The following is a 22,751-nucleotide window of genomic DNA, read 5'->3' as shown; positions in this document are numbered from 1 at the left end:
TGGGCGCTAGTTCTCCGACGCCATGAGGTCGGTGCCGCGCCACTCGAATTCGGGGTCGGCGGTGAAGTCGATGGCGATCGGCACGAGCTTCTCGGCGAACTGGTTCGCGTGGTGGCCGCAGAAGACGAGGTCGCCGCCTTCGGCCAGGGTCACACGAAGCTTTGCCGCGGCGCTACACCGATCGCAGCGCTCGCCCGCGATCGGACGTTCCTCCGTCATGGGCGGGGGCGTCAGGGTGGATGTCATACCAGGTCCTCCGCTGCGTTCGGTCCACTGTGCGTCTGCACAGCAATGGATCTCTATGGTCGGCCTGTTGACCGGCTCGTTCCGTTCAACGCCTGCACTGTACTACCTCTTCCCGACAGTTCCCGACTGAGACTGGGCTCACTCGGTGCGCCGGTGCGATGGTTGTTCCACACCGTAGCCCACGGAACGCCGATCGACAAGCCAGCACTTGTGGTAAGTACCCACCCGTTCGGGTGATACACCGCTGCTTAGAGCGTTGCGGTGCCGTCGAGTTCCATTACGCCGGGAGCGAAACCGGACTAATCGAGGTAGTCGCGCAGGACCTGCGAGCGCGACGGGTGCCGCAGCTTCGACATGGTCTTCGACTCGATCTGGCGGATGCGCTCACGGGTGACCCCGTAGACCTGGCCGATCTCGTCGAGGGTGCGCGGCTGGCCGTCGGTGAGGCCGAACCGGAGCCGGACGACGCCCGCCTCGCGCTCCGAGAGGGTCTGCAGCACCTGCTGGAGCTGGCCCTGGAGGAGCGAGAAGGAGACCGCGTCGACGGCCACGATGGCCTCGGAGTCCTCGATGAAGTCGCCGAGCTGGCTGTCGCCCTCGTCGCCGATGGTCTGGTCGAGGCTGATCGGCTCGCGCGCGTACTGCTGGATCTCGAGGACCTTCTCCGGGGAGATGTCCATCTCCTTGGCCAGCTCGTCCGGGCTGGGCTCGCGCCCGAGGTCCTGGAGCAGCTCGCGCTGGATGCGGCCGAGCTTGTTGATGACCTCGACCATGTGGACCGGTATGCGGATGGTCCGGGCCTGGTCCGCCATGGCGCGGGTGATGGCCTGCCGGATCCACCAGGTGGCGTACGTGGAGAACTTGTAGCCCTTGGTGTAGTCGAACTTCTCGACGGCGCGGATGAGGCCGAGGTTGCCTTCCTGGATGAGGTCCAGGAACGCCATGCCGCGGCCGGTGTAGCGCTTGGCGAGCGATACGACGAGGCGGAGGTTGGCCTCGAGCAGGTGGTCCTTGGCGCGGTCGCCGTCGCGGACGATCCACTCGAGGTCCCGGCGCATCTGCGTGGGGATCTCCTCGCCGGCCTCGCGGAGCAGCTTGAGGCGCTCGACGGCGTACAGGCCGGCCTCGATGCGCTTGGCGAGCTCGACTTCCTGGGCCGCGTTGAGGAGCGGCACCTTGCCGATCTGCTTGAGGTAGGCGCGGACGGAGTCGGCCGAGGCGGTCATCTCGGCGTCCTTGCGGGCCTGCTTGAGCGCCTCCGAGTCCTCCTCGTCCCACTCGAAGTCGTCGCCCTCTTCGTCGTCTTCGCCGTCCTTCTTGGACTTCCCGCGGCTGGCCGCCTTCTTGGCGGCCTTCTTGCGGGTCGCCTTCTTGGCGGGCGCGGCGGCGGCGGCTTCGGCGAGCGCGTCGTCGTCGACTGCGGCGAGATCGGCCTCGTCGGGCTCTTCGCCGTCGGCGGGCTTCTTCGCGGCGGCCTTCTTCACGGCCTTCTTGGCGGCGGCCTTCTTCGCGGTCTTCTTGGCGGCCTTCTTGACCGGGGCCTCCTCGCCGGCTTCTTCAGCGGCGGGGGCGGCGGCGGCCTTCTTGGCGGTCTTCTTCACCGCGGTCTTCTTGGCGGCCTTAGCGGTGGTGGTCCGGGAGGAGGTGGCGGTGCGGGCGGCGGGGACGCGCTTGCGCGTGGAGGCGGAGCCGTCCACGACCACGGTGACCTCGGCCTCGGCCAAGGCGCGGAGCACCTTCTTGCCTTCGGCGGGGGAGGCCTGCACCGACTCCAGAACCTGGGCGACCGTCGCGGACGTCAGCTGCCCGTTGCTCTCTCGGGCCAGAGCGAGCAGCGAGTCGGTCAGGGAATTGACGTCTGTGCCGGTGGGACGTGCGTCAGTCACGAGCAACCTTCCGAGGCAATGGCGGGCACGGCGCAGCCGGGCTCCATAGCGGGTGAGCGTTGGATATTGGGTCGGCAGCCCAGGTCGGCACAACGACCGGGCAGGCGTGAATTGTAGCGCCGAAAATCGCCTGCGGCCCGTCCGTGGTGCCGTTTCGAGCTGTGTTTCCGCATTTTCAGTGTCAATGTGTCGCAGCACGTGGGGTGTGACGGCGCTCTATTCTACCGTGCAAGTGCCGTCGGGTGCCTCGCCGATGCCGCCCTGCGCGAACGACTGGCGAGCGTCGGAAGCCGAGCGTACCTCCGCGAAATCGTCGCCGAGGACGACGGTGATCGGCTTGTCCCATTCGAGATCGAACGCGTCGTGTCCTTGGTAGAAGTACGCGTGGGCGTGGATGCCGGCCGCGTACTGGTCGGGACCGTAGTACACGAGCGCGGTGCCGTCGTACGCCTCGTCGGCGTCCCCCGTCTCGGTGACGATGAACCCGCGGTCCTCGAGCTGCGCGGCCGCCAGCTCTGCCAGTCCGTCCTGATCGGTGCCGTTGAGGACGACCAGTTCGATCTCCTCCGGCTTGGGGATCGGGGCGGTCTTGATCTCGACCGCTCCGGGCGGGCAGTCTTCGCTCGCGGAGGTCTGCGAGTCGTTCCGGATCGCCCAGAACGTGATCAAGCCTGCTACCAGTGCCAATGCGCACAGAACCGTCAAAGCGCGGATACGAGCGATACGCACGGCTGCCTCCCCGAGTCTCCAAAAAGTGCAAACGAATGTTTGCACTTAGACGAGCCGACGGCCCGCAAACGTTGCCATGCGAAAGGCTATCGTGCGCGGGTCGTCTCCGTGGGCGAGAGGCGGTACACTCGCTGCCTTCAACACAGAAGTGTTTCTCGCCACAATAGGGATGAAAAACCCGGGGGCATCGTGTATAGGAATGGACTGCACGCGGTAAGGTACGCCGCCTGCAGGAACGGAACCGAACCCGCCAGGAACCCGAGCCGGGCCGCTGTGTCACCCGAACACTCCAGCGGCAACCCGCCGCGCTCGGTTCCGGAGCCGCAAAAGAAACCAATGGGAGTGGATAACGATGGCAACCGACTACGACGCCCCGCGCCGCGACAAGGAAGAGAACGCCGGGACCGACGGCATTGACGCCCTTGCGAAGGGCCGCACCGATCAATCGGGGTCGGTCGACGTCGACGAGGCCGAGGTCGCCGAGAACTTCGAGCTGCCCGGCGCCGACCTCGGCGACGAGGAGCTGTCGGTGAAGGTCCTGCCGATGCAGCAGGACGAGTTCCGATGCTCCAGCTGCTTCCTGGTCCACCACCGCAGCCAGTTCGCCAAGGAGAAGAACGGGCAGCCGATCTGCAAGGACTGCGCCTAGCCGTCGAGCCGCCTCCAGGCTCGGCGACGCAGTTCCGAACGGTGCCCCTCGGATAGCGCACGGCTCGCAGGATGCCTCCTGCGGGCCGTCTCGCTTATCCGGGCCCTCAAGCCCCCGCGGGCTCCCGCGAGCCCGTCAGGGCCGCCTTGAGCCGCTCGGGACGGCGCGAGGCGACGATCCAGTAGGGGGTCGGGTCCTCGGGATCGTCGAGGACGATCCGCAGACCGCGGTTGATCCACGGCCGCTGCACCGCGAACGCCAGCGGATGGTGGGCCACGCCCAGCGCGTCCGAGTACGCCATCGGCTCCAGGACCTGCACCTCGGCCACGGCCGACATCGGCAGTTTCGCGTCGTCGACGTGGAGCCATACCTCGTCCCCGACCGCTTCGACGCTGACGCGCAGGCGGCCCAGCCACCACGCGCCCGCGAACACCGCGACCATGAGCGCGACGCTCGCCGCGACGCGCCACCAGCGCATGTCGCCGAAGTTGGACAGCGCCCCCGCGAGCACCGCCGCCACGGTCACGGCCAGCCAGCCCGCCACCGGCAGACCCATGCGCTCGGCGTACCGTTCCCCACTCCTCATATCTGAGACCATAACCCCGCAACTTGCGCGCCTTCAGGGGCGTGCTGCCGCGAGTGAGAGGAACCCGACGACGATGACCGCCGAAGTCCCGGTCGCCATCCGGCGGCTCGACCCCGACCTGCCGCTGCCCGCCTACGCGCACCCCGGAGACGCGGGCGCCGACCTGTACGCCGCCGAAGGCGTCACCCTGGCCCCCGGTCAGCGGGCCCTCGTCGGCACCGGCGTCGCCGTCGCTATCCCCGACGGGCACGTGGGCTACACCAATCCGCGCTCCGGACTCGCCCACCGCCTCGGCGTCACCATCGTCAACGCGCCCGGCACCATCGACTCCGGCTACCGCGGTGAGATCAAGATCAACCTCGTGAACCTCGACCCGGAGCGGACCGCCGTCATCGAACGCGGAGACCGTATCGCACAATTGGTAGTCCAACCGGTTGTGCGAGCCCGTTTCACCGAGGTCGACGACTTCGCGCCGACGCAGCGCGGCGCGAGCGGCCACGGTTCCACCGGCGGGCACCGCCGACTTGCAGAGGAGAGCGAACGTGTTTAAGCGGCGAAAGTCGAAGAAGCAGCGCCCCGCCGAGGGCGCCGTCCTCGACTCCCTGGCCGAGAGCGGCGAGACCTTCGAGCACGAGACCACCGAAGGCCCCTTCGACGTCACCGACGCCCCCGACGACGACGTGCGCCGCATCGACCTGGGAGCGATCCGACTCCCCGTCCCCAAGGGCGTGGGCTTCCAGGCCCAGACCGACGCCAAGGGCAACATCAGCCAGGTCCTGCTCACCACCGGCGCCTCCGCCCTCCAGCTGCTCGTGCGCGCCGCGCCGCGCAGCGAGGGCATCTGGGACGAGTTCCGCGGCGAGCTCACCGCGCAGGTCACCGGCCAGGGCGGCCAGGTCGAGGAGGTCGAGGGCCGCTGGGGCACCGAGCTCATCGCCAAGGTCGCCTCCAAGAAGGGCACCAACTCGGTGCGCTTCTGCGGCGTCGACGGCCCCCGCTGGTTCGTGCAGGCCACCTTCCAGGGGCAGCGCGCCCTCGACGAGGACGCCGCCCCCGAGCTCGACGAGGCCCTGCGCCTCCTCGTGATCGACCGCGGCTCCACCGCCATGCCGGTGCGCGAGCCCCTGCCGCTCAAGCTCCCGCCGAAGATGGCCGAGGAGGCCGCCGCCCGCATCGCGCAGCGCAAGGCCGAAGGCGGCGACGGCAACCGAGCCATCATCGCCGCCGGGGACACCCCTCGCCCCCAGGTCCGCCGCAAGCCCTCGCCGCGCCCCAAGCGGTAGGGACCGGAACGATCGACGCCTCGCGAGCGACCCCCGGCAGGCGCGGGAGGGTGAAGGGCTGGCTCAAACGCGTGGCCGCGCCCTCCCAGGAGCTCTTCGCCGACGAGATCCGGCGTGAATCCGACCCCGACACCACCCCGATCGAGCTGCTCCAGCCCCGGCAGCTCGCCGTGGTCGCCGGCCGGCTCCGCACCGTCGTGCTCCGCACCGACGGCCGTTCCCCTTCTGTGGAGGCCGAACTCTTCGACGGCACCGGTCAGGTCGCATTGGTATGGATGGGTCGACGGCGTATCGTGGGCCTTGAGGCCGGGACCAGGCTCGTCGCCCGCGGCCGCGTGGCCCAGCTGGGCGACGGCCGACTCGTCGTCTACAACCCGATCTACGAACTGCGCCCCTGAGCGCGGACCAGCCACACGACCTGGAAGGCCCGCATTGAGCACCGAGACGCCGGCCCACGACCACGACATCGCGCCGGAAGAGGCCGAAGCCGAGGTCCGCAAGACTCCCGGACCCCGCGAGCCGGAGCCCGACGAGCTCCCGCCGTTCACCGAGCAGCTCTCGCAGCAGCTCGGCGGCGTCAAGGGCGTCGTGGAGGCCGCGGTCCCGATCACCCTGTTCGTGGTGCTCAACCCGCTCCTGCCCGACCAGATGGGGCCGCTCAGCGGACTCCAGTGGTCGATCCTCTTCTCCGCCGCGAGCGCGCTCGCGATCGCGGGCTGGCGCGCCGCGCGCAAGGAGTCGATCCGGCACGCGCTCAACGGCCTGTTCGGCATCGCCCTCGGCGCGTTCCTCGCCTGGCGCTCGACTGACGCCCGCAACTTCTACCTGCCCGGGATCATCCAGGGCTCGATCTACGGCGTGCTGCTCATCGTCTCCGCGCTGGTGCGCCACCCGATCATCGGCTGGATCTACGCCGTGGTCGCCCAGGGCGGCAAGAAGGAGTGGCGCGAGAACAAGCCGCTCGTGGACATCCTGAGCCGGATCACGATCCTGTGGGGCGTCGTCTTCATCGTCAAGAACGCGGCCCGCATCTGGCTGTACTACCTGGACTACGACAACGCGCTGGGCCTGGTGACCCTCTTCGGCGGCTGGCCCGTCACGATCGCGCTGACGGCCTTCACGATCTGGGCGGTGCGCCGCAGGATGACGCCGGGCGGGGGGGCCGCGCCGCGCGCCCCCTCCCGACCGCCGGGGGGCGGGCGCGGCGCGCCCCGCGCCGCGCCCTCCTTGCTAACTGGGCAGGCACTCGAACGTCGGCGCGCTGGTGAGCGAGCCGGAGACGTTGAGCCCGAATTCGACGGAACCGCCGACGGGGATCTCCTTGTTCCAGTCGACCGGAGCGGCCATCTCCATGGTGCCCATCGTGGAGTGCGAGGCGCTCCAGATATTGCTGAGCGTGACGCCCGCCGGCCACTGCCAGTGCAGCATCCAGTTGTGGATGGCCTGCGTCCCGGTGTTGGCCACCTTCACCGTCACCGTGGCTCCCGAACCCCAGCTGTTGACCGTGGCCGTCGCGGCGCAGGCGATCCCGGCGGGGCCGCCCGTGGTGGGCTCCTCGGTGGGGTCGTCGCTCGTCGGGTCGTCGGTCGGTTCGCTGGTGGGGTCGGTCGGCGGGTCGGTGGGCTGGCCTTCGCCGAACCACACGTCCGAGCAGGAGTAGAAGGACTGGTCGAAGTGGCTGGCCTGCCAGATCATGTACACGATGTGGTGGCCGGTGCGCCCGGGCGCGGAGACGTCGATGTCGACGAGGGTGCCGCCGCCTGACGGGGGCGTGCGCCCCTCGCCGGGGAGGATCTTCGGCGTCTCCTCGACGAGTTCGAGGTCGGCCCAGTCGAGCGCGTCGGTCTGGGCGTCGTAGCCCTGTTTCGTGACGTAGATGCGGTAGTAGTCAGCGCCGTGGTTCGCCTGGTCCCAGTTGGTGAACGTGAAGTTCGCGTTCACCTTGGTGGTCTTCCAGGCGCCCGGGTCGTCGAGGGGCGCATACCGGGTGCCGCCCGTCCGTCCGCCCGAGCACAGCTGGTTGTCGGGGATGGCCCCCTGGTGGTTGCCGCCCACCTGCTCGCGGTAGAGGCCGTTCCAGTTCCACATGGCGTTGGGGTCGTTCTGCCATGCGGCCCAGCACATGGGGTCCTCTTGGGCCATGTCCGGGTTCTGGAAGTCGTCGCCCCAGCGCTCCCAGCAGCCGTAGTGGCGCGAGGAGGGGCCGATGGCGGTGCCGTGGCTGGAGGCGGGCTGGATGAAGACGACCGCGGCGGTCCCGGCCGCGACGAGCGCGGCGATGAGGACGATGAGGCTGCGGAGGCTGCGCCGCCGCTTCGCCGCGGGCGGGTCGGCGGGGTGGCCGCCGGATCTCTTGAGGTGCAACATGAAAGCGCTCCCAAATAATAGGAACATTGAGAACCTTCAATGTATCTTGCGACGCTCACGCCTGTAAAGCCCGAAGCGGCGGGATTTACCGGCGTTTGCCCAGGATGACGGAGCGGGTCGACTCTTCGGCGTCCTCATTGCACACGAACACCAGCTCGTCACCGGATTCCAGGGTGTCGTCCGGGCTCGGGGCGATGACGCGGCGGCCGCGGATGATCGCCACGAGCGCCACGTCGTGCGGCAGCGGCACCTCGGCCACCCGGCTGCCCACATGCGGGGCGTCGAGCGGCAGCGTGATCTCGACGAGGTTCGCCTGCGACTGGCGGAAGCTCAAGAGCCGCACCAGGTCGCCGACGCTCACGGCCTCCTCCACGAGCGCGGCCAGCAGCCGCGGCTTGGAGACCGAGACGTCCACGCCCCACTCCTCGTTGAACAGCCACTCGTTCTCGGCCCGGTTCACGCGGGCGACCACGCGCGGCACCGCGAACTCGGTCTTCGACAAGAGGCTCACCACCAGGTTCACCTTGTCGTCGCCCGTGGCGGCCACGGCCACGTCGCAGCCCTCCAAGTGGGCCTGGCGCAGGTTCTCCAGCTCGCACGCGTCCGCGAGCAGCCACTCGGCCTCCGGGACCCGCTCGGGCCGCATCGAATCGGGGTCGCGTTCGATGAGGAGCACCTGGTGGCCGTTGCCCACCAGCTCCGCGGCGATCGACCGGCCGACGTTCCCGGCCCCGGCGATGGCGACCCTCATGCGGCACCTCCCTGCGGGGCGACGCCCGCGATCTCGCGGATCTTCTCCTCGTCCCCGTCGGCGACCAGCATGTACACCTGGTCGCCGTCCTGCAGCACCGTCGAGGGGGTCGGCAGCGTCGCGCGTCCGAAGCGGGTGATGTACGCGACCCGGTGGCCGGTGGCCTGCTCCAGATGCGACAGCGCGGAGCCGTACCAGGCGTCGTCGCAGAGGACCTCGATCATCGACAGCGTCGCCGTCGGGTCGCGCCACAGCGGCTCCTGGTCCGCCGGCAGCAGGTGGCGCAGCAGCCGGTCGGCCGTCCACCGCACCGTCGCGACGGTCGGAATGCCAAGGCGCTCATAGACGCTGGCGCGCTGCGGGTCGTAGATGCGGGCGATCACGTTGGGGACGCCGTAGTTCTCGCGGGCGACCCGCGCGGCGATGATGTTCGAGTTGTCGCCCGAGGAGACCGAGACGAACGCGTCGGCCCGGTTGATGCCGGCCTTGGCCAGGACCTCCCGGTCGAAGCCCACGCCGCGCACCGTGGTCTCGTCGAAGTCGGGACCGAGGCGGCGGAAGGCCTTCGGGTTCTGGTCGATGATCCCGATCGTGTGCCCGCGCTCCACCAGGCTCCGCGCCAGGGACGAACCCACGCGGCCGCAGCCCATGATCACCACATGCACCCGGCTCCACCCCTTGTTCTCTCGCTGATCTCGTGACCATACCGCGCTCCCGGCGGCGCCCGGCCGGGACGCTTCGAGTGCGGGACGCCGAGAAAAACCGCCAAGGGGGTACGGAAGCGACCCTCTCACGCGTCTAGTGAGGAGAACCCTGCCGATCCGAAGGAGCTCCGATGCGCCAAGACCCCCGTCCCCTCCTCTCCCGACGCACCCTCATCGGCGGCATCGCCGCCGGCGCCGTCGCCGCGGCGGCCCAGTCCGCTCCCGCCCGGGCCGAGAAGAACAAGACCCGCAAACCCTCCAAGCTCGTCCCCGGGGACCTCGTCGTCGTTCCCGCGCCGGGCGGGCCCACCACGGCCGCGGCCGTCGCCAGAGGCATCGCCATCCTGGAAGGCTGGGGCCTGCGAGTCGAACTCACCGAGCACGCGCTCGACACCTACGGCTGGCTCTCGGCGCCCGACGCCGACCGCCTCGCCGACCTCCAATACGCGCTCGACCACTCTGAGGCCAAAGCGGTCATGACCGCCCGCGGCGGCTACGGGACCACCCGCATCATCGACGAGGTCGACTTCGACGGGCTCGAGGACCACCCGAAACTCATCGTCGGCTACTCCGACATCACCGCGCTCCACCTCGCCGTTCACCACCACACCGGCCTCTCGAGCCTGCACTCCCCGATGGTCGCCTGGTCCTCCAACAACACCGCCGCGACCGCCGAATCGCTGCGCACGGCCCTCATGACCGCCGACCCGGTCGTCCTGCAGCGCGACCCGCTCGAGCCCACCGCGGCCGTCGAGGTCCCCGGCACCGCGACCGGCCTCCTCTACGGCGGCAACCTCTCGCTCCTCGACGCCGAACCCGACGACAACCACCTGCCGGACCTCGAGGACGCGATCCTCTTCATCGAGGACACCGACGAGTCCCGCTACAAGATCGACGGCATGCTCACCCGCTTCACGCGCGCCGGGCACTTCGACGGCCTCGCCGGGATCGCCGTCGGCCAGTTCACGCCGTACGAGCACGACGAGTACACCGAAGGCGAATGGACCATGAACGAAGTCCTCATGGACCGCCTCGGCGGTCTCGGCATCCCGGTCCTCGGCGGCCTCAAGGTCGGCCACGGCCTCGACCCGCGCGTCATGCCGCTCGGCTCCGAAGCCGTGCTCGACACCGACGCCGGGACGCTGACGATCGAAGCCGCGGTCGCGGACTGAGCCCGCACGCCGGGACCCGCCCGAAACGGGTCCCGGCTCTCGGCACCCCTTCAGCCGCACCGCATCCGTCCGAATCGGATCCCCGCCCGCCGCGCCGAAGCGGCTCCGCAACCGCCCGGAGCGGTCCCGGCCGTCGGACCTGGGGAGCCGCCCCGGCGAGTAAGGTCCAGGGTTGTGACCCGGTCCTTGTCCGTCTTCAAACGGCTGCTCGTGGGCGAGCCGTTCGCCTCCGGGCAGCGGCCGCCCTCGCTGGCGCTGTCCAAGCGGTACGCCATCCCGCTGCTCGCGGTCAACCCGATCTCCTCGCTCGCGTACGCCCCTGAGCAGGTCTTCCTCGTTCTCGGCACGGCCGGGACCGCCGCCTACGCGTACTCGGTGTGGACGGGCCTCGCCGTCGCCGCCGTCATGGTCGCCGTGATCGCCTCCTACCGGTACACGGTGCAGGCCTACCCGGGCGGGGGCGGGGACTACCGGGTCGTCGCCGCGAACTTCGGGCCCGGCGCGGGCCGCCTCGCCGCCGCCGCGCTCGTCCTCGACTACATCCTCACGGTGGCCGTCTCGGCCTCCGCCGCCGTCGCCGCCCTCGACGTGCTCGTGCCCGGCCTCGGCCCCTGGCGCGAATGGGTCGCCGCCGCCGCGATCGTCGTCCTGGCCGCGTTGAACCTGCGCGGCCTGCGCGTCTCCGGCCGCTTCGCCGCGGCCGTCACGGTCGCGTTCGTCGCAGGCGTGGCCGCGCTGCTCATCGTCGGCCTCATCCGCATCGGCGCGGGGGAGGACCTCACCGCCGCGACCGCCGACCTCACCACGGCCGAAGACCGCGAATGGACCTCCGCGGCCCTGTTCATCCTGTGCGCCAGGGCCTTCGCGGCCGGATCGGTGGCCGTCACCGGCATCGAGACGTTCACGACCCGCGTCCGCTTCTTCCAGCCCCCGCGCGGCCGCAACGCCGCCGCCGCGATCACCGCCGTCGGCGGGACCACGGTCGCCCTGTTCGCGGGCCTCGTCGTCCTCGCCTACCTCGCGGGCGCCCAGTCCTCCGCCGAGCCCGGCGCTGCGGGCGACCTCCAGCGCACCCTCCTCGCGCAGCTCGCGGACACCGTCTTCGACGCCTCGCCCGCCGCCGTCACCCCGATCATGCTCGCCACCGCCGGGGTCCTCCTCCTCGCCGCCAACACCGCGTTCGTCGGCTTCCCGCAGCTCGCCTCGGTCTTCGCCGAGGACTCGCTGCTGCCCCGCCAGCTCCACAAGCGCGGCGACCGGCTCGTCTACTCCAACGGCATCCTCATCCTCGCCGTCGCCGCCGCGCTCCTCGTCGTGCTCTTCGGCGGCCGCACCTACGAGCTCATGGGCCTGTACATCGTCGGCGTCTTCCTCTCGATGGTCCTCGCGAACGCCGCGATGGTCCGCCACTGGCGGCGCGTCCTCGGCGTCGAACGCGACGCCGCCCGCCGTTCGCGGGCCCGCCGCGCCCTCGCCACCGCGCTGCTCGCCGTCCTGGCCTGCGGCACGGTGCTGGTGATCGTGGCCCTCACCGACTACCGGCGCGGCGGCTGGATCGCCGTGCTCATCATCGGCGGCTGCTACCTGCTCATGCGCTTCATCGCGCAGCACTACACGGCCGTGCGCGATGAGATCGAGCTCCCGCACGGCAAACCCCGCCTGCCCGCCCGCAACCACGCGATCGTGCTCGTCTCCAGCGTCAACCTGCCGCTCATGCGGATGCTCTCCTACGCCAAGGCCACCCGCCCGGACACGATCACCGGCCTCTCGGTGAACGTCGACGCCGCCGCCTCCCGCCAGCTCCTCGCCGAATGGGACCGGCGCGGGATCAAGGTGCCGCTCACCGTGGTCGACTCCCCGTACCGCGAGATCACCGGCCCGATCGTCGACTACGTGAAGGCCCTGCGCCGCGACGCCCCGCGCGACGTCGTCACCGTCTACCTGCCCGAGTACGTGGTCGGTCAGGGCCCGCAGCCCGGCCGCCTCGCGCGCGGCTACTTCAACTGGTCGACCAACCTGCTGCACAACCAGACCACGAAGGCCATCCGCCGCCAGCTCAAGTACGAGCCGGGCGTCATGGTCTGCATCGTGCCGTGGATCCTCGGCGAGAGCACCGAGCCGCCGCCGCTGCGCCACGTCCGCAGATGAGACGGCCGCCGTCGAGGCGAAACCGCAACCTTCGGGGTCTTGATGCGGAAGGGTTGCCTAACCTAAATTAGGGAGGCCCTTACTCAGCGTCCCCGCTCTGGAGCCCCATGTTCGCGACCTTCCTCGTCGGCCTCCGCGAAGGCCTCGAAGCGGTGCTGGTCGTCAGCATCCTGGTGGCCTTCCTCGTCAAGACCGACCAGCGCCGGTACCTGCCGCACGTGTGGGGCGGCGTCGCCGTCGCGGTCGCGCTCTCGATCGGCGCCGGAGCCGCGCTCCAGTACGGCAGCACGAAGCTCAGCTTCACCGGCCAGGAGCGCTTCGAGGCGATCACATCGGTGCTCGCCGTGGCCTTCGTGACCTGGATGATCTTCTGGATGCGCGTGGCCGCCAAGCGCATCGCCGCGCACCTGAGGGAGCAGCTGTCCGAGGCGATCGGCATGGGGCCCTTCGCGGTCGTCCTCATCGCCTTCCTCGCGGTCGTCCGCGAAGGCCTCGAGACCGCGCTCATCCTCTACTCCATGGTCGACTTCGCCGAGAACCCCGCCGCGTCGCTCGGCGCCGCGGGCGGCGGCATCGCCGTCGCGATCGTCATCGGGTTCGGCCTCTACCACGGCGCGATCCGCGTCAACTTCACCCGGTTCTTCACCTGGACCGGCGTCCTGCTCATCTTCGTGGCCGCCGGGCTCCTCAAGTACGGCGTGCACGACTTCCAGGAGGCGGGCGACCTCCCCGGTCTGAACGACATCGCCTTCGACGTGTCCGCCGTGTTCCCGCCCGGCACCTGGTACGCCGAGGTCCTCTCCGGCATGTTCAACCTGACCCCGACCCCCACCGTCGTCGAGACGATCGCCTGGGCCGCCTACCTGGTGCCCGTCCTGGTCCTGTTCCTGCTGCCCCGCAGGAGCCCCCGGCAAGCGCCCGCACCCGTACCCGCCCCGTCGGGCGAGAAGTCCGAATAGGAGAACCATGCGCCACCACCGGATCGCGGCCCTCGCCGCTGCCGCCGCCACGCTCGCCGCCGTCGCGGCCTGCACCGAGGAGCCCGCGGAGGAGTCCGCCGACGGCCCGATCGAGGTGGTCGCGAGCGACGACGCCTGCGAGGTCGCCGTGTCCGAGGCCCAGGCCGGGACCGTCACGTTCCAGGTCAAGAACGAGGGCGCCAAGGTCACCGAGTTCTACGTCTACGCCGAGGGCAACCGCGTCATGGGCGAGGTCGAGAACATCACCCCGGGCCTGACCCGCGAGCTCATCGTCGAGCTGCCCGCCGACGAGTACGAGACCGCGTGCAAGCCCGGCATGACCGGCGACGGGATCCGCAGCGCCTTCACCGTCACCGGCGAGGCCGCGAACCTCACCGAGGACGAGGCCCTCCAAAGCGCCGTCGACTCCTATAAGGAATACGTGCACAACCAGTCGACCGCGCTGGTCGAGCAGACCGGGCTGTTCACCGACGCGGTGATCGCCGGCGACATCGAGACGGCCAAGGCGCTGTTCCCGGTCGCCCGCACCTACTGGGAGCGCATCGAGCCGGTCGCCGAGATCTTCGGCGACCTCGACCCGAAGGTCGACGCCCGCGAGGACGACTACCCCGCCGGGCCCACCGACCCGGCATTCACCGGCTTCCACAAGCTCGAATACGACCTGTGGATCACCGGCGACGTCTCGGCATCGGCTCCGATCGCCGAGCAGCTCATGACCGACGTCCAGGAGGTCGTCGCCCGCGCCGAGGCCGAGGAGCTCTCCCCGCTGCAGCTCGCCAACGGCGCCAAGGAACTCCTCGACGAGATCGCCACCTCGAAGATCACCGGCGAGGAGGACCGCTACTCGCACACCGACCTGTGGGACTTCGCCGCCAACCTCGAAGGCTCCGAGGCCGCGATCGCCTCCATGCGCCCCGTCCTCGAAGAGCGCGACCCCGAACTGGTCGCCGCCCTCGACGAGCGCTTCGCCGCCGCCTGGGCGGCCCTGGAGGTCCACCGCGTGGACGACGGCTGGAAGCTCCACAACGAGCTCAGCGAGGACGAGCTGCAGGCCCTCTCGAACGCCATCAACGCGCTCGGCGAGGAAGTCAGCAAGGTCGCCGCGGTCGTCGCCGAATAACGGCACCGCCGCACGGAGGAGAGGACGCGAAGTGAAACGACGCCACGCCATCGGTCTCGGAGCCGCCGGCATCGCCGGGGCCGGAGCCGGGTTCGCCGCCTCGCGGCTGCTCCCGGAACCGTCCGCGCAGGCCGCCGACCCGGCCGCCGAAGCGATCGAGTTCTACGGCGAGCACCAGGCCGGGATCGTCACCCCGGCCCAGGACCGGCTGCACTTCGCCGCGTTCGACGTCATCACCTCCGACCGCGACGAGCTGATCGACCCCCACACGGCCGCGCCGCCCCCCCCCCCCCGCCGGGGCGGCGCCCACTTCGCCGGGCCCGGCGGGGCCTCCGGCGGCGACTACTACGCCCCGCCGGACGACACCGGCGAGGCCCAGGGCCTGCCGCCCTCGGGCCTGACCCTCACCTTCGGCGTCGGGCCGGGCCTGTTCACCGACGCCGACGGCGCCGACCGGTTCGGCCTCGCCGCCAAGCGCCCCGAAGCCCTCGCCGACCTCCCCGGCTTCCCGCTCGACGACCTCGACCCGGCGATCTCCGGCGGCGACCTCTGCATCCAGGCCTGCGCGAACGACCCCCAGATCGCCGTGCACGCCGTCCGCAACCTGGCCCGCATCGGCTTCGGCACCGTCGCGATCCGCTGGTCGCAGCTCGGCTTCGGCCGCACCTCCTCGACCTCGCTCGCGCAGGCGACCCCGCGGAACCTCATGGGCTTCAAGGACGGCACCGCCAACCTCAAGGCCGAAGACGAGGACCTGCTCGCCGAGCACCTGTGGGCCCCCGAGGGCGACGGGGCCGCCTGGATGACCGGAGGGTCCTATATGGTCACCCGCCGCATCCGCATGATGATCGAGACCTGGGACCGCACCTCGCTCGCCGAGCAGGAGGCCATCATCGGCCGCGACAAGGCCGAGGGCGCGCCCCTCAGCGGCGGCGGCGAGTTCGACGAACCCGACTTCGACGCCGTCCACGACGGCGCCCCCGCCATCGCCGTCAACGCCCACATCAAACTCGCCCACCCGACCAGCCACGGCGGCGCCCGCATGCTGCGGCGCGGCTACTCGTTCGTCGACGGCAGCGACGAGCTCGGGCGCCTCGACGCCGGCCTGTTCTTCATCGCCTACCAGCGCGACCCGGCCACCGGGTTCGTCCCCGTCCAGCAGGCGCTCGCCCAGAACGACGTGCTCAACGAGTACATCAAGCACACGTCCTCCGCGGTCTTCGCGTGCCCGCCCGGCGTCGCCGACGCTGACGACTGGTGGGGGCGCGCCCTGTTCGAGTGAGTCCCGACCGAGCCCGGCCTTCCCAGGGCGGCGGCCCCGGGTCCCCCTGTACCCTGGCGTGCGGCCCGGCCGTGCCCGCACGCCGCAGATCTGCGACGCGAGCGAGGCCCGCGAGCCGCCGACCGGTACCGCACGGGCCGTCGAATGCATTGATCAGGGGGATGAGGACGATGATCGTCACCGTTGGGGACGTCGCCGCGGGAGGCCACTGCGTGGCCCGCGTCGACGGCGAGGTCTACTTCGTGAGGCACGCACTGCCCGGCGAGACCGTCCGCATCGAAGTGAACGAACGCAAGAAGAAGTTCGCGTTCGCCGACGCCGTCGAGGTCATCGAGGCCTCGCCCGACCGCGTCGAACCCCCCTGCCCCTACGCCGGGCCCGGCAGATGCGGCGGCTGCGACTTCCAGCACGCCAAGCCCGAAGCGCAGCGCCGCCTCAAGGCCAAGGTCCTGTTCGACCAGCTCACCCGTATCGGCGGCGTCGACCCCGCGAAGCTCGAAGGCGTCGAGGTCGAGGAGCTGCCCTGGGACGAGGGCGCGCTCGGCTGGCGCACCCGCATGCAGTACGCCGTGGACGCGGACGGCAAGCCCGGCCTGCGGGTCCACAAGTCCCACGACCTCGTGCACATCGACCGGTGCGCCATCGCCACCGAGCGGATCCGCGAGGCCGACATCCTCACCAAGACCTGGGACGGCATGGGCGCCGTCGGCGTGGTCGATTCGAACGACGAGGAACTCGCGGTCTACACCCAGCTGCGCCGCACCGCCCGCCCGCACCACAAGAGCGGCCCCAAACTCGTGCACCAGCAGGTCGGCGACAGCGAGTTCGAGATCGCCTTCGACGGCTTCTGGCAGGTCCACCCGGCCGCCGCACCCGCCTTCCTCGCGTGCGCCCTCGAATTCCTGAACCCGCAGGAAGGCGAATCCGCCTGGGACCTGTACGCCGGCGCCGGGCTCTTCGCTGCCGGGCTCGCCGAGGCCGTCGGCGACACCGGGCGCGTGGTGGCCGTCGAGAACGCGGCCTCCTCCCGCACCGCCGCGAACCTCAGCGCCTGGAAGAACGCGGGGGCCATCGAAGACGACGTCGCCTCGATCACGCCGAACCTCGGCTCTGTCGACCTCGTCGTGCTCGACCCGCCGCGCAGCGGCGCGGGTCCCGAGGTCGTCGTCGCCCTGGGCGAGGCCCGCCCGCGCGCGATCTGCTACATCGCCTGCGACGCGGGCGCGCTGGCCCGCGACACCAAGGACCTCGCGATCGAAGGCTACGAGCTCACCCGCATCCGCGCCTTCGACGCGTTCCCGATGACCCAGCACTTCGAGACGATCGCCCTCTTCGAACTCGTCGACTACTGACCGGGGAAGCGGACACCGGGGCATTGCGATAATTTGATTGCCGCAACTGACCGAATCCTCGGAGCCGATCGATGACCAACCCTCCCTACGCAACCGGGCCCGCGAGCGACCCCGATCCGCAGCCGCGGAACGGCACCGCCGCACCGTCCTTCCAGTACCGGCCGCACGATCCCTACGGGACCTTCACCCCCGGCCAGCCGACCGGGCCGGTGCTCCCGCCCGCGCCCACGTTCGCGCAGCGGTGGGGCATCCTGGCCATGGAGGGCCGCCCGAAGCAGGTCACATGGATGCTGCAGCTCCTGTGGATCTACCTGGCCGCCGCCATGCTGCTCATGCTGCTGTCGCTGGCGTTCTCGGCCGTGCTCGCCTCGTTCTTCGGCTCCGGCGCGGGGATAGTGCTCAACCTCGTCTTCGGCCTTCTCGTCGCCGCGGTCACGCTCGTGCTCATCTGGGCCATCGCCCGGGAGAGCCTGGGCCGCTTCGGGTTCCAGGACCCGCACGTCGCCTTCTACATCGGACTCGGCTTCCTCGGCCTGGTCTCCCTGTGCGGCTTCATCGGCGCGCTCAGGGTGCCGTTCGCGCTCGTGCAGCTCCTCGCCGTCCTCGGCGTGTCGGGTCTGCTCTTCACCAAGCCCGTCGCCGCATGGCTCCGCGAGCGGCCCGGCAACCAGTCGAACAAGGCCCCCGAACAGCGCCCCGACGCTGACGGCCACCTGTTCCCCGGCTACCAGCCGCCTCCTCCCCAGTGGAGGGACGCCGCGCCGCAGCCGCCCACCGCGAGCCCTGCGACCCCGCCTCCCGCGCCCGGCGCGTTCAATCCGCCTGCGCCGCCTGCGAACCGGCCCCCGACGCCGCCCGGCCCCGCCGGCCCGACGGCGCCCCGGGGCTGGCCGCAGCCGCCGCAGTAGCGATCCGGCTCAGTCGCAGCTGCAATCGCATCCGCCGCAGCAGCCGCCGTCGCCGTCCGAATCACCGCAGCACTGACAGCAGTTGCAGCATTCGCAGCAGTCACAGCAATCGGCGCAGTCGCGGCAGCAGCCCGATCGCGGCTGCCCCGTCCACGGGTCGTTGTACTGCTCGGCGCAGCACAACTGGCAGCTGCAGGCCAGAGCGGCGAACGTGCACAGGCCGGCCCAGAAGCCGCGCCTGCGCCCGTGGTACCCGTCGTCGTAGCGGCTCCGGCGATCGCGGCGCGCATCGCGGCGCTCGCGGTAACCGGATCCGCGGCGCTCCGCGGTCTGACGCGTCGAGCACGTCGACCCGAAGGTCTTCGAGAACGCATGGCGCGCATAGCGGTCCAGCAGCAGCTCGGTCATCGTCGCATCGACGATCACGGCCGAGTCCAAGGCGCGCTTCATGTCCGCCAGCGCGCCCCGCGCCAGCGCCCGCGCGTCCTCGATCCCCGAACCGGTGGCGGCCAGCGGGTTCCACGCGCCGCGCTCGGCGTCCTCCTCGAAGTCGTCCGCCGCGTCGAGCAGGTGCGCCAGGCGGCCGAACGCCGCCCCGGCGGTCCGGAACGCCCCGGCGTTCTCGGGCCTGCCGCCGATGAGCGCGGCGTGCGCGAACAGCTCGGCAGTGGCCGCCTCGGTCGGGGCGGTGACCGCGGTGAGCGGCGTGCCCGGGCCGGATGCGGCCTCGATCTCGCGCTGGCCCTCGATGAGCGCGAAGAGCGCGGCGGTGTCGAGCTCGATCGAGTCGCCGATCGCGTATGCCTTGGCGCGCAAGCGGTCTGCGGTCAAGCCCGCGATGCCGCGCGCTCCGGGCTTCGCGGCGAGGCCGTCGCCGTCCTCCACGTGGTCGCGGATCTTGGCCGACGCGAGCACCAGCGAGGCGGTCGCGGCGAGGCGGGGGCCGCCGCCCGTAGCGATGCGCTGGCGGCGCATGCCGCGCAGGGCGCAGGGTCCGGCGTTGCGGCTGTCGGCGTCGCCGCCCTGCTGGGCTTCGACGAGCACGGAGAGGGCCAGGGCGTCGTAATTCGTGGTGAGCCGGGCGAACTGCCCCGCGTCGTCTCGCAGTTCCAGGCACAGGCCGCAGAAATGCCCCATCCAGCGGGGTTTGAGGTCGTCGGGGGTGCGGGAGGGGCAGGGCGCGAGCATGCCGAACAAGTGGTCTCCTAGCGCTCGACGGCGGGCCGGGGTACGAGCGTCGCGGCTCGCCGTTGGGGGCGTGTCTCCGCAGATGGTAGCGGTGGGGCGCAACGCGCTGGGTACGGCGTGGACCGGATCGGATGCCGTTGGGACGCAACGCGACCGCCGGGCGCAGGCCGACGGTCGCGTGCGGGAGGCGTGAAGGGCGGTCGGGCGCTCGGCGAGGGGGGCGGCCCGCAAAGCGCACCAACATATTAGCACATACGCATGAATTCGGACGGGTTTCGAGCACGTCGGCACGTGCCCGCCACATGCTCGAACCCGCATCATGCTCGAATCGCGGGACGAACCGAGTTGCCCGACCTCGCAAACGGGGCCAGACCTCGCATCCAGGTCAGCGGGCGAAGGTGAGGGTGCCGAAGCCCAAAGCGTCGAAACCGCCCGAGCCGGAGCCGTAGTCGCCGCCGCCGCCTTCGGGACCGTTCTGGGCGATCATGTCGGCGACGTTCGGCATCGACATGCCCTGGCGGCCGGCGTAGTGGTGGTAGATCGTCTCCCAAATCGGGCGCACCTGCCCGCGGCCGCCCTCGGCGATCACCGGGAACTCGTTGTACTTGCAGGATTGGCCGTTGTACCAGATGTACTTCGTGTACGGCACGTCGCGGCCCAGGTTGTACCGCGCGACGTATTCGGCGCACTTCGCGATCTTGTTGTCCTCCATGCCGTACAGGTCGACGCCGTGGTTCCAGGCCATCTCGGCGAGGCTGCCGAGCAGACCGGTCGCCATCAGCGTGTGCCCCTGGTCTCGCCCGCTCTCCTGCTGCTGCGCCAGGCCCTCGTCGTCGTAGACGAACGGCACCGCCTGCTTCAGTGCGCCGTTGCCCTCGCCGTGCTCGAAGTAGTCGAGGGCCTGCCCGACGAGCCCGTCGTCCTCGTTGAAGAGACCGATCGCCAGGATCGAATTCAGGGTGCACAGGTCCCAGTTCGACCAGTAGTTGGAGATGCAGGCGCCGTTGTGGCCCTGTAGGAACTGGTCGTTGAGCGGGTAGAAGACGTCCTTGAGCATGGTCTGGAAGCGGTCGAGCTCGAAGCCGTCGACGTCGCGCACGAGTTCGGCGGCGTTGGCGAACTGGTAGCCCTGGAGGCCCGCGGCCAGGAACCGGTCGGCGTTGCCGTTGAGCTCCTTGAGGGTGCCCGACCAGGCGTTGAGGATGCCGACGGCGGCATCGGCGTGGGCCTCGTCGCCGCTCACCTTCCAGCGCAGGCCGTTCTGGTAGGCGGCGTGGACGTCGATGAACAGCTGGGCGACGTTGTCGCCGGTCCCGCCGCGGATCACGGTCTCCAGCGGCCGCGGAGCCCAGTCTGCGTGAGAGCGGCCGTTCGCGGTCAGGCGGTTCCATCCGTCGACCCAGGGCGATTCGCCGGCTTCCACTTTCTCCGCCATGCGGTCGAAGTCCTCCTGGGTGTGGAGGAGTCCGGGGTGGCCGCCCTTGCCGGGCACGGCCTCTCCTCTCGTGTTGTTCGCCGCGCCGCCCTCGCCGTCGGGGTCGGGGCTGGCACTGGCGGACGGCTCGGCGGAGGGCGATGCCGACTCCTCTGCCGTTGGGGGAGTGGCGGGTTCGCCGTCGCCGCGGGTGAGCCAGTATCCGGCGGCGCCCGCCGCGGCGAGGCCTCCGGTGACGGCGGCGCCCACGATGAGGCGGCGGCGTTTGATGTTGTTCGCGCGGTGCTTCGACATGGTGCTCCTGGCGGTGGGGCAGCGCGCGTGCCGGGGAGTGCCGCTGCCGGGCGGGAGGAAGTCGGGGAAGCCTCGGTGCTTCCGCACCGATTCTCACACATCACCGAGAATGCTCGAAATCGAACACTGCGTGGCGCGGGACAGCGCCGGCCCGACCGGAGTCGGGCCGGCGCCGGAGGGCGCTACCCGAGCGGTTTCAGGTCGTCGGGGATCTCGTCCCACGTGAGGCGCACGTGGGAGAGCGTGCCGAAGCCGAGCGTGTCGAAGCCGCCGGAGTTCGGGCCGTAGTCCCCGCCGCCGCCTTCGGGGCTGTTGGTGCCCGCGAGGGCGCTGACGTTCGGCAGCGCGTAGCCCTGGCGCGAGGTGTAGTGGTGGAAGACCATCTCCCACACCGGCCGCGCCTGGCCGCGCCCGCCCGCGCCCATCACGGTGTGCTCGCGATAGTCGCAGTTGACGCCGGTGCCCCAGGTGTACTTGGTGAACGGCAGGTCGTCGTGCCCGGAGTTGTAGCGCGCCACGTACTCCGCGGCCTTCGCGAAGGCGTTGTCGTTGGCGCCGTAGAGGTCCACGCCCTGGTTCCAGGCCATCTCCATGATGGTCGACATGAGGCCGATGCCCATGATCGAGTGGCCCTGGTCGCGGCCGGACTCCTGCCACTGCGCGAGCCCGCCGTCGTGGACGAAGGGGATGGCGTTCTCGATCGAGCCGTTGCCCTCGCCGTTCCAGAAGTAGTCGATCGCCTGGTCGGTGAGCGCCTGGTCGTCGCAGATGATGCCGATGGCCAGTTTGCTGGCGATGTTGCAGAGGTCCCAGTTGGCCCAGTAGTTGGTGATGCAGGCGCCGTTGTGGTTGGTGAGGAAGTCCTCGTTCTTCGGCAGGAAGACGCCGGTCATCATGTCCTGGAACGCGCCGAGGTCGAAGCCCTCGACGTCGCGGACGATGTCGGCGGCGCAGCAGAACTGGTAGCCGTAGATCCCGGCCGCGAGGAAGCGGTCGGCGTTGCCGGTGACCTCCTGCAGCGTGCCCGACCAGGCGTTGAGGATCTCGACGGCCTTGTCGCGGTGCGCGTTGTCGCCGGAGACCTTCCAGCGCAGGGCGTTCTGGTAGGCGGCGTGGATGTCGTTGTAGAGCTGCGGGTAGTTCTGCCCGTCGCCGCCGCGGATGATGATCGCGGTCGGCCTCGCGGCCCAGGTGGACTGGGAGTGGCTGTTCGCGGTGAGCCGGTTCCATCCCGCGACCCACGGCTCCGCCCCCGCGTCGACCTTCGCCTTCATGCGGTCGAAGTCCGCTTGGGTGTGCAGCAGTCCGGGGTGGGAGGCCTGAGCGGTGACGTCGTCGCCGTTCTGGGCCGTGGCGATGCCGAGGCCGCCGGCTCCCGCGACCGCGAGGCCGCCCGCGGCGATCGCGCCCTTGATCAGCCGCCGCCGCTTGAGGTTCGAGCCTTGACCTGCCGTATTCGATTCGATGATGTTGTCCCTAGTAGACATGGTGCTCCTTTGCGCCATGCGGTGTGCGATGCCGGGGAATGCCACCGCGCGTGTCGGAGGGAGGTGCCGGGGCGACTCCCGCCGCTGGCAAGTCTAAACACGGCATAAACAAACATCAATACAAAAACGCATGTTTCCCGACTTTCCTACGTAATCGGACATGCGCATAGAGCGACAGTGCAGG

21 protein-coding genes and 1 pseudogene are annotated in these 22,751 nt (G+C 70.4%); 12 read left to right on the top strand and 10 right to left on the bottom strand.

Going from position 1 to position 22,751, the window contains the following annotated elements; all coding sequences use genetic code 11:
• Positions 1–6: 6 nt before the first annotated feature.
• The 3 genes from O1R50_RS26360 to O1R50_RS14410 all read right to left on the bottom strand — a co-directional run bounded on the left by O1R50_RS26360 (position 7) and on the right by O1R50_RS14410 (position 2,819).
• Positions 7–246: a DUF7455 domain-containing protein gene (locus tag O1R50_RS26360; RefSeq protein WP_408612692.1), complete on the bottom strand. Its 240-nt coding sequence runs from the start codon at positions 244–246 to the stop codon at positions 7–9.
• A 299-nt stretch (positions 247–545) separates the two neighbouring features.
• Positions 546–2,132: an RNA polymerase sigma factor gene (locus O1R50_RS14415; RefSeq protein ID WP_270110772.1), complete on the bottom strand. Its 1,587-nt coding sequence runs from the start codon at positions 2,130–2,132 to the stop codon at positions 546–548.
• Between the two features lie 216 nt (positions 2,133–2,348).
• Entirely contained in the window at positions 2,349–2,819 is a 471-nt protein-coding gene (locus O1R50_RS14410; protein ID WP_270110771.1) for a LytR C-terminal domain-containing protein, read from the bottom strand.
• A 394-nt stretch (positions 2,820–3,213) separates the two neighbouring features.
• Here O1R50_RS14410 and O1R50_RS14405 point away from each other — a divergent pair, with 394 nt between their 5' ends.
• On the top strand, positions 3,214–3,510 hold the full coding sequence (locus O1R50_RS14405) for a DUF4193 domain-containing protein (protein ID WP_205324853.1): 297 nt from the start codon (positions 3,214–3,216) through the stop codon (positions 3,508–3,510).
• A 106-nt stretch (positions 3,511–3,616) separates the two neighbouring features.
• Here the strand turns inward: O1R50_RS14405 and O1R50_RS14400 are convergent, their stop codons facing one another.
• Entirely contained in the window at positions 3,617–4,096 is a 480-nt protein-coding gene (locus O1R50_RS14400; protein ID WP_270110770.1) for a DUF3093 domain-containing protein, read from the bottom strand.
• Positions 4,097–4,169: 73 nt separating this feature from the next.
• Here O1R50_RS14400 and dut point away from each other — a divergent pair, with 73 nt between their 5' ends.
• The 4 genes and pseudogenes from dut to O1R50_RS26355 form a co-directional block, all read left to right on the top strand.
• Positions 4,170–4,646 carry a dUTP diphosphatase gene (gene dut, locus O1R50_RS14395; protein ID WP_270110769.1) on the top strand — a complete coding sequence of 159 codons (477 nt, stop codon included), beginning with the start codon at positions 4,170–4,172 and terminating at the stop codon, positions 4,644–4,646.
• Entirely contained in the window at positions 4,639–5,379 is a 741-nt protein-coding gene (locus O1R50_RS14390; RefSeq protein ID WP_270110768.1) for a DUF3710 domain-containing protein, read from the top strand. The genes dut and O1R50_RS14390 overlap by 8 nt, the downstream gene beginning before the upstream one ends.
• Positions 5,380–5,429: 50 nt before the next feature.
• Positions 5,430–5,777: an OB-fold nucleic acid binding domain-containing protein gene (locus tag O1R50_RS14385; RefSeq protein ID WP_270110767.1), complete on the top strand. Its 348-nt coding sequence runs from the start codon at positions 5,430–5,432 to the stop codon at positions 5,775–5,777.
• Positions 5,680–6,516, top strand: a pseudogene (locus O1R50_RS26355) (DUF3159 domain-containing protein); the annotation flags it as partial. The gene O1R50_RS14385 and the pseudogene O1R50_RS26355, both read left to right, overlap by 98 nt.
• 93 nt (positions 6,517–6,609) lie before the next feature.
• On the opposite strand, the gene O1R50_RS14380 reads toward O1R50_RS26355, so the two are convergent.
• The 3 genes from O1R50_RS14380 to O1R50_RS14370 form a co-directional block, all read right to left on the bottom strand.
• On the bottom strand, positions 6,610–7,746 hold the full coding sequence (locus O1R50_RS14380; RefSeq protein ID WP_270110766.1) for a lytic polysaccharide monooxygenase auxiliary activity family 9 protein: 1,137 nt from the start codon (positions 7,744–7,746) through the stop codon (positions 6,610–6,612).
• An 85-nt stretch (positions 7,747–7,831) separates the two neighbouring features.
• Entirely contained in the window at positions 7,832–8,497 is a 666-nt protein-coding gene (locus tag O1R50_RS14375; protein WP_270110765.1) for a potassium channel family protein, read from the bottom strand.
• Complete coding sequence (locus O1R50_RS14370) at positions 8,494–9,162, bottom strand: potassium channel family protein (RefSeq protein ID WP_270110763.1); 669 nt, start codon at positions 9,160–9,162, stop codon at positions 8,494–8,496. The genes O1R50_RS14375 and O1R50_RS14370 overlap by 4 nt, the downstream gene beginning before the upstream one ends.
• A gap of 170 nt (positions 9,163–9,332) precedes the next feature.
• On the opposite strand from O1R50_RS14370, the gene O1R50_RS14365 reads away from it, so the two are divergent.
• The 7 genes from O1R50_RS14365 (at position 9,333) to O1R50_RS14335 (ending at position 18,163) form a co-directional block, all read left to right on the top strand.
• The gene (locus tag O1R50_RS14365; RefSeq protein WP_270110762.1) at positions 9,333–10,373 is read left to right on the top strand and encodes a S66 peptidase family protein; all 1,041 of its coding nucleotides are present in this window, start codon (positions 9,333–9,335) and stop codon (positions 10,371–10,373) included.
• Positions 10,374–10,547: 174 nt separating this feature from the next.
• Positions 10,548–12,521, top strand: a complete 1,974-nt coding sequence (locus tag O1R50_RS14360; protein ID WP_270110761.1) for an amino acid permease — start codon at positions 10,548–10,550, stop codon at positions 12,519–12,521.
• A gap of 107 nt (positions 12,522–12,628) precedes the next feature.
• Positions 12,629–13,480 (top strand): iron uptake transporter permease EfeU, encoded by an 852-nt coding sequence (gene efeU / locus O1R50_RS14355; protein WP_270110760.1) that lies wholly within the window; start codon positions 12,629–12,631, stop codon positions 13,478–13,480.
• Positions 13,481–13,487: 7 nt separating this feature from the next.
• The gene (gene efeO / locus O1R50_RS14350) at positions 13,488–14,621 is read left to right on the top strand and encodes an iron uptake system protein EfeO (RefSeq protein WP_270110759.1); all 1,134 of its coding nucleotides are present in this window, start codon (positions 13,488–13,490) and stop codon (positions 14,619–14,621) included.
• Positions 14,622–14,652: 31 nt separating this feature from the next.
• A complete protein-coding gene (efeB, locus tag O1R50_RS14345; protein ID WP_270110758.1) occupies positions 14,653–15,903 on the top strand; it encodes an iron uptake transporter deferrochelatase/peroxidase subunit in 1,251 nt (416 codons plus the stop codon).
• A 170-nt stretch (positions 15,904–16,073) separates the two neighbouring features.
• Positions 16,074–17,255: a class I SAM-dependent RNA methyltransferase gene (locus O1R50_RS14340; RefSeq protein WP_270110757.1), complete on the top strand. Its 1,182-nt coding sequence runs from the start codon at positions 16,074–16,076 to the stop codon at positions 17,253–17,255.
• A 71-nt stretch (positions 17,256–17,326) separates the two neighbouring features.
• Positions 17,327–18,163: a tetraspanin family protein gene (locus O1R50_RS14335; RefSeq protein WP_270110756.1), complete on the top strand. Its 837-nt coding sequence runs from the start codon at positions 17,327–17,329 to the stop codon at positions 18,161–18,163.
• 9 nt (positions 18,164–18,172) lie between these two features.
• Here O1R50_RS14335 and O1R50_RS14330 read toward each other — a convergent pair whose 3' ends face one another.
• The 3 genes from O1R50_RS14330 to O1R50_RS14320 form a co-directional block, all read right to left on the bottom strand.
• Positions 18,173–19,351, bottom strand: coding sequence for a DUF5685 family protein (locus tag O1R50_RS14330; RefSeq protein WP_270110844.1), 1,179 nt, complete (start codon positions 19,349–19,351; stop codon positions 18,173–18,175).
• Between the two features lie 385 nt (positions 19,352–19,736).
• Complete coding sequence (locus O1R50_RS14325; protein WP_270110755.1) at positions 19,737–21,080, bottom strand: alginate lyase family protein; 1,344 nt, start codon at positions 21,078–21,080, stop codon at positions 19,737–19,739.
• Between the two features lie 182 nt (positions 21,081–21,262).
• Positions 21,263–22,567, bottom strand: coding sequence for an alginate lyase family protein (locus O1R50_RS14320; protein ID WP_270110754.1), 1,305 nt, complete (start codon positions 22,565–22,567; stop codon positions 21,263–21,265).
• Positions 22,568–22,751 lie beyond the last annotated feature (184 nt).

This window comes from Glycomyces luteolus (assembly GCF_027622875.1).
Lineage (GTDB): Bacteria > Actinomycetota > Actinomycetes > Mycobacteriales > Micromonosporaceae > Glycomyces > Glycomyces luteolus.
This window is presented reverse-complemented; position numbering and strand designations above follow the sequence as displayed.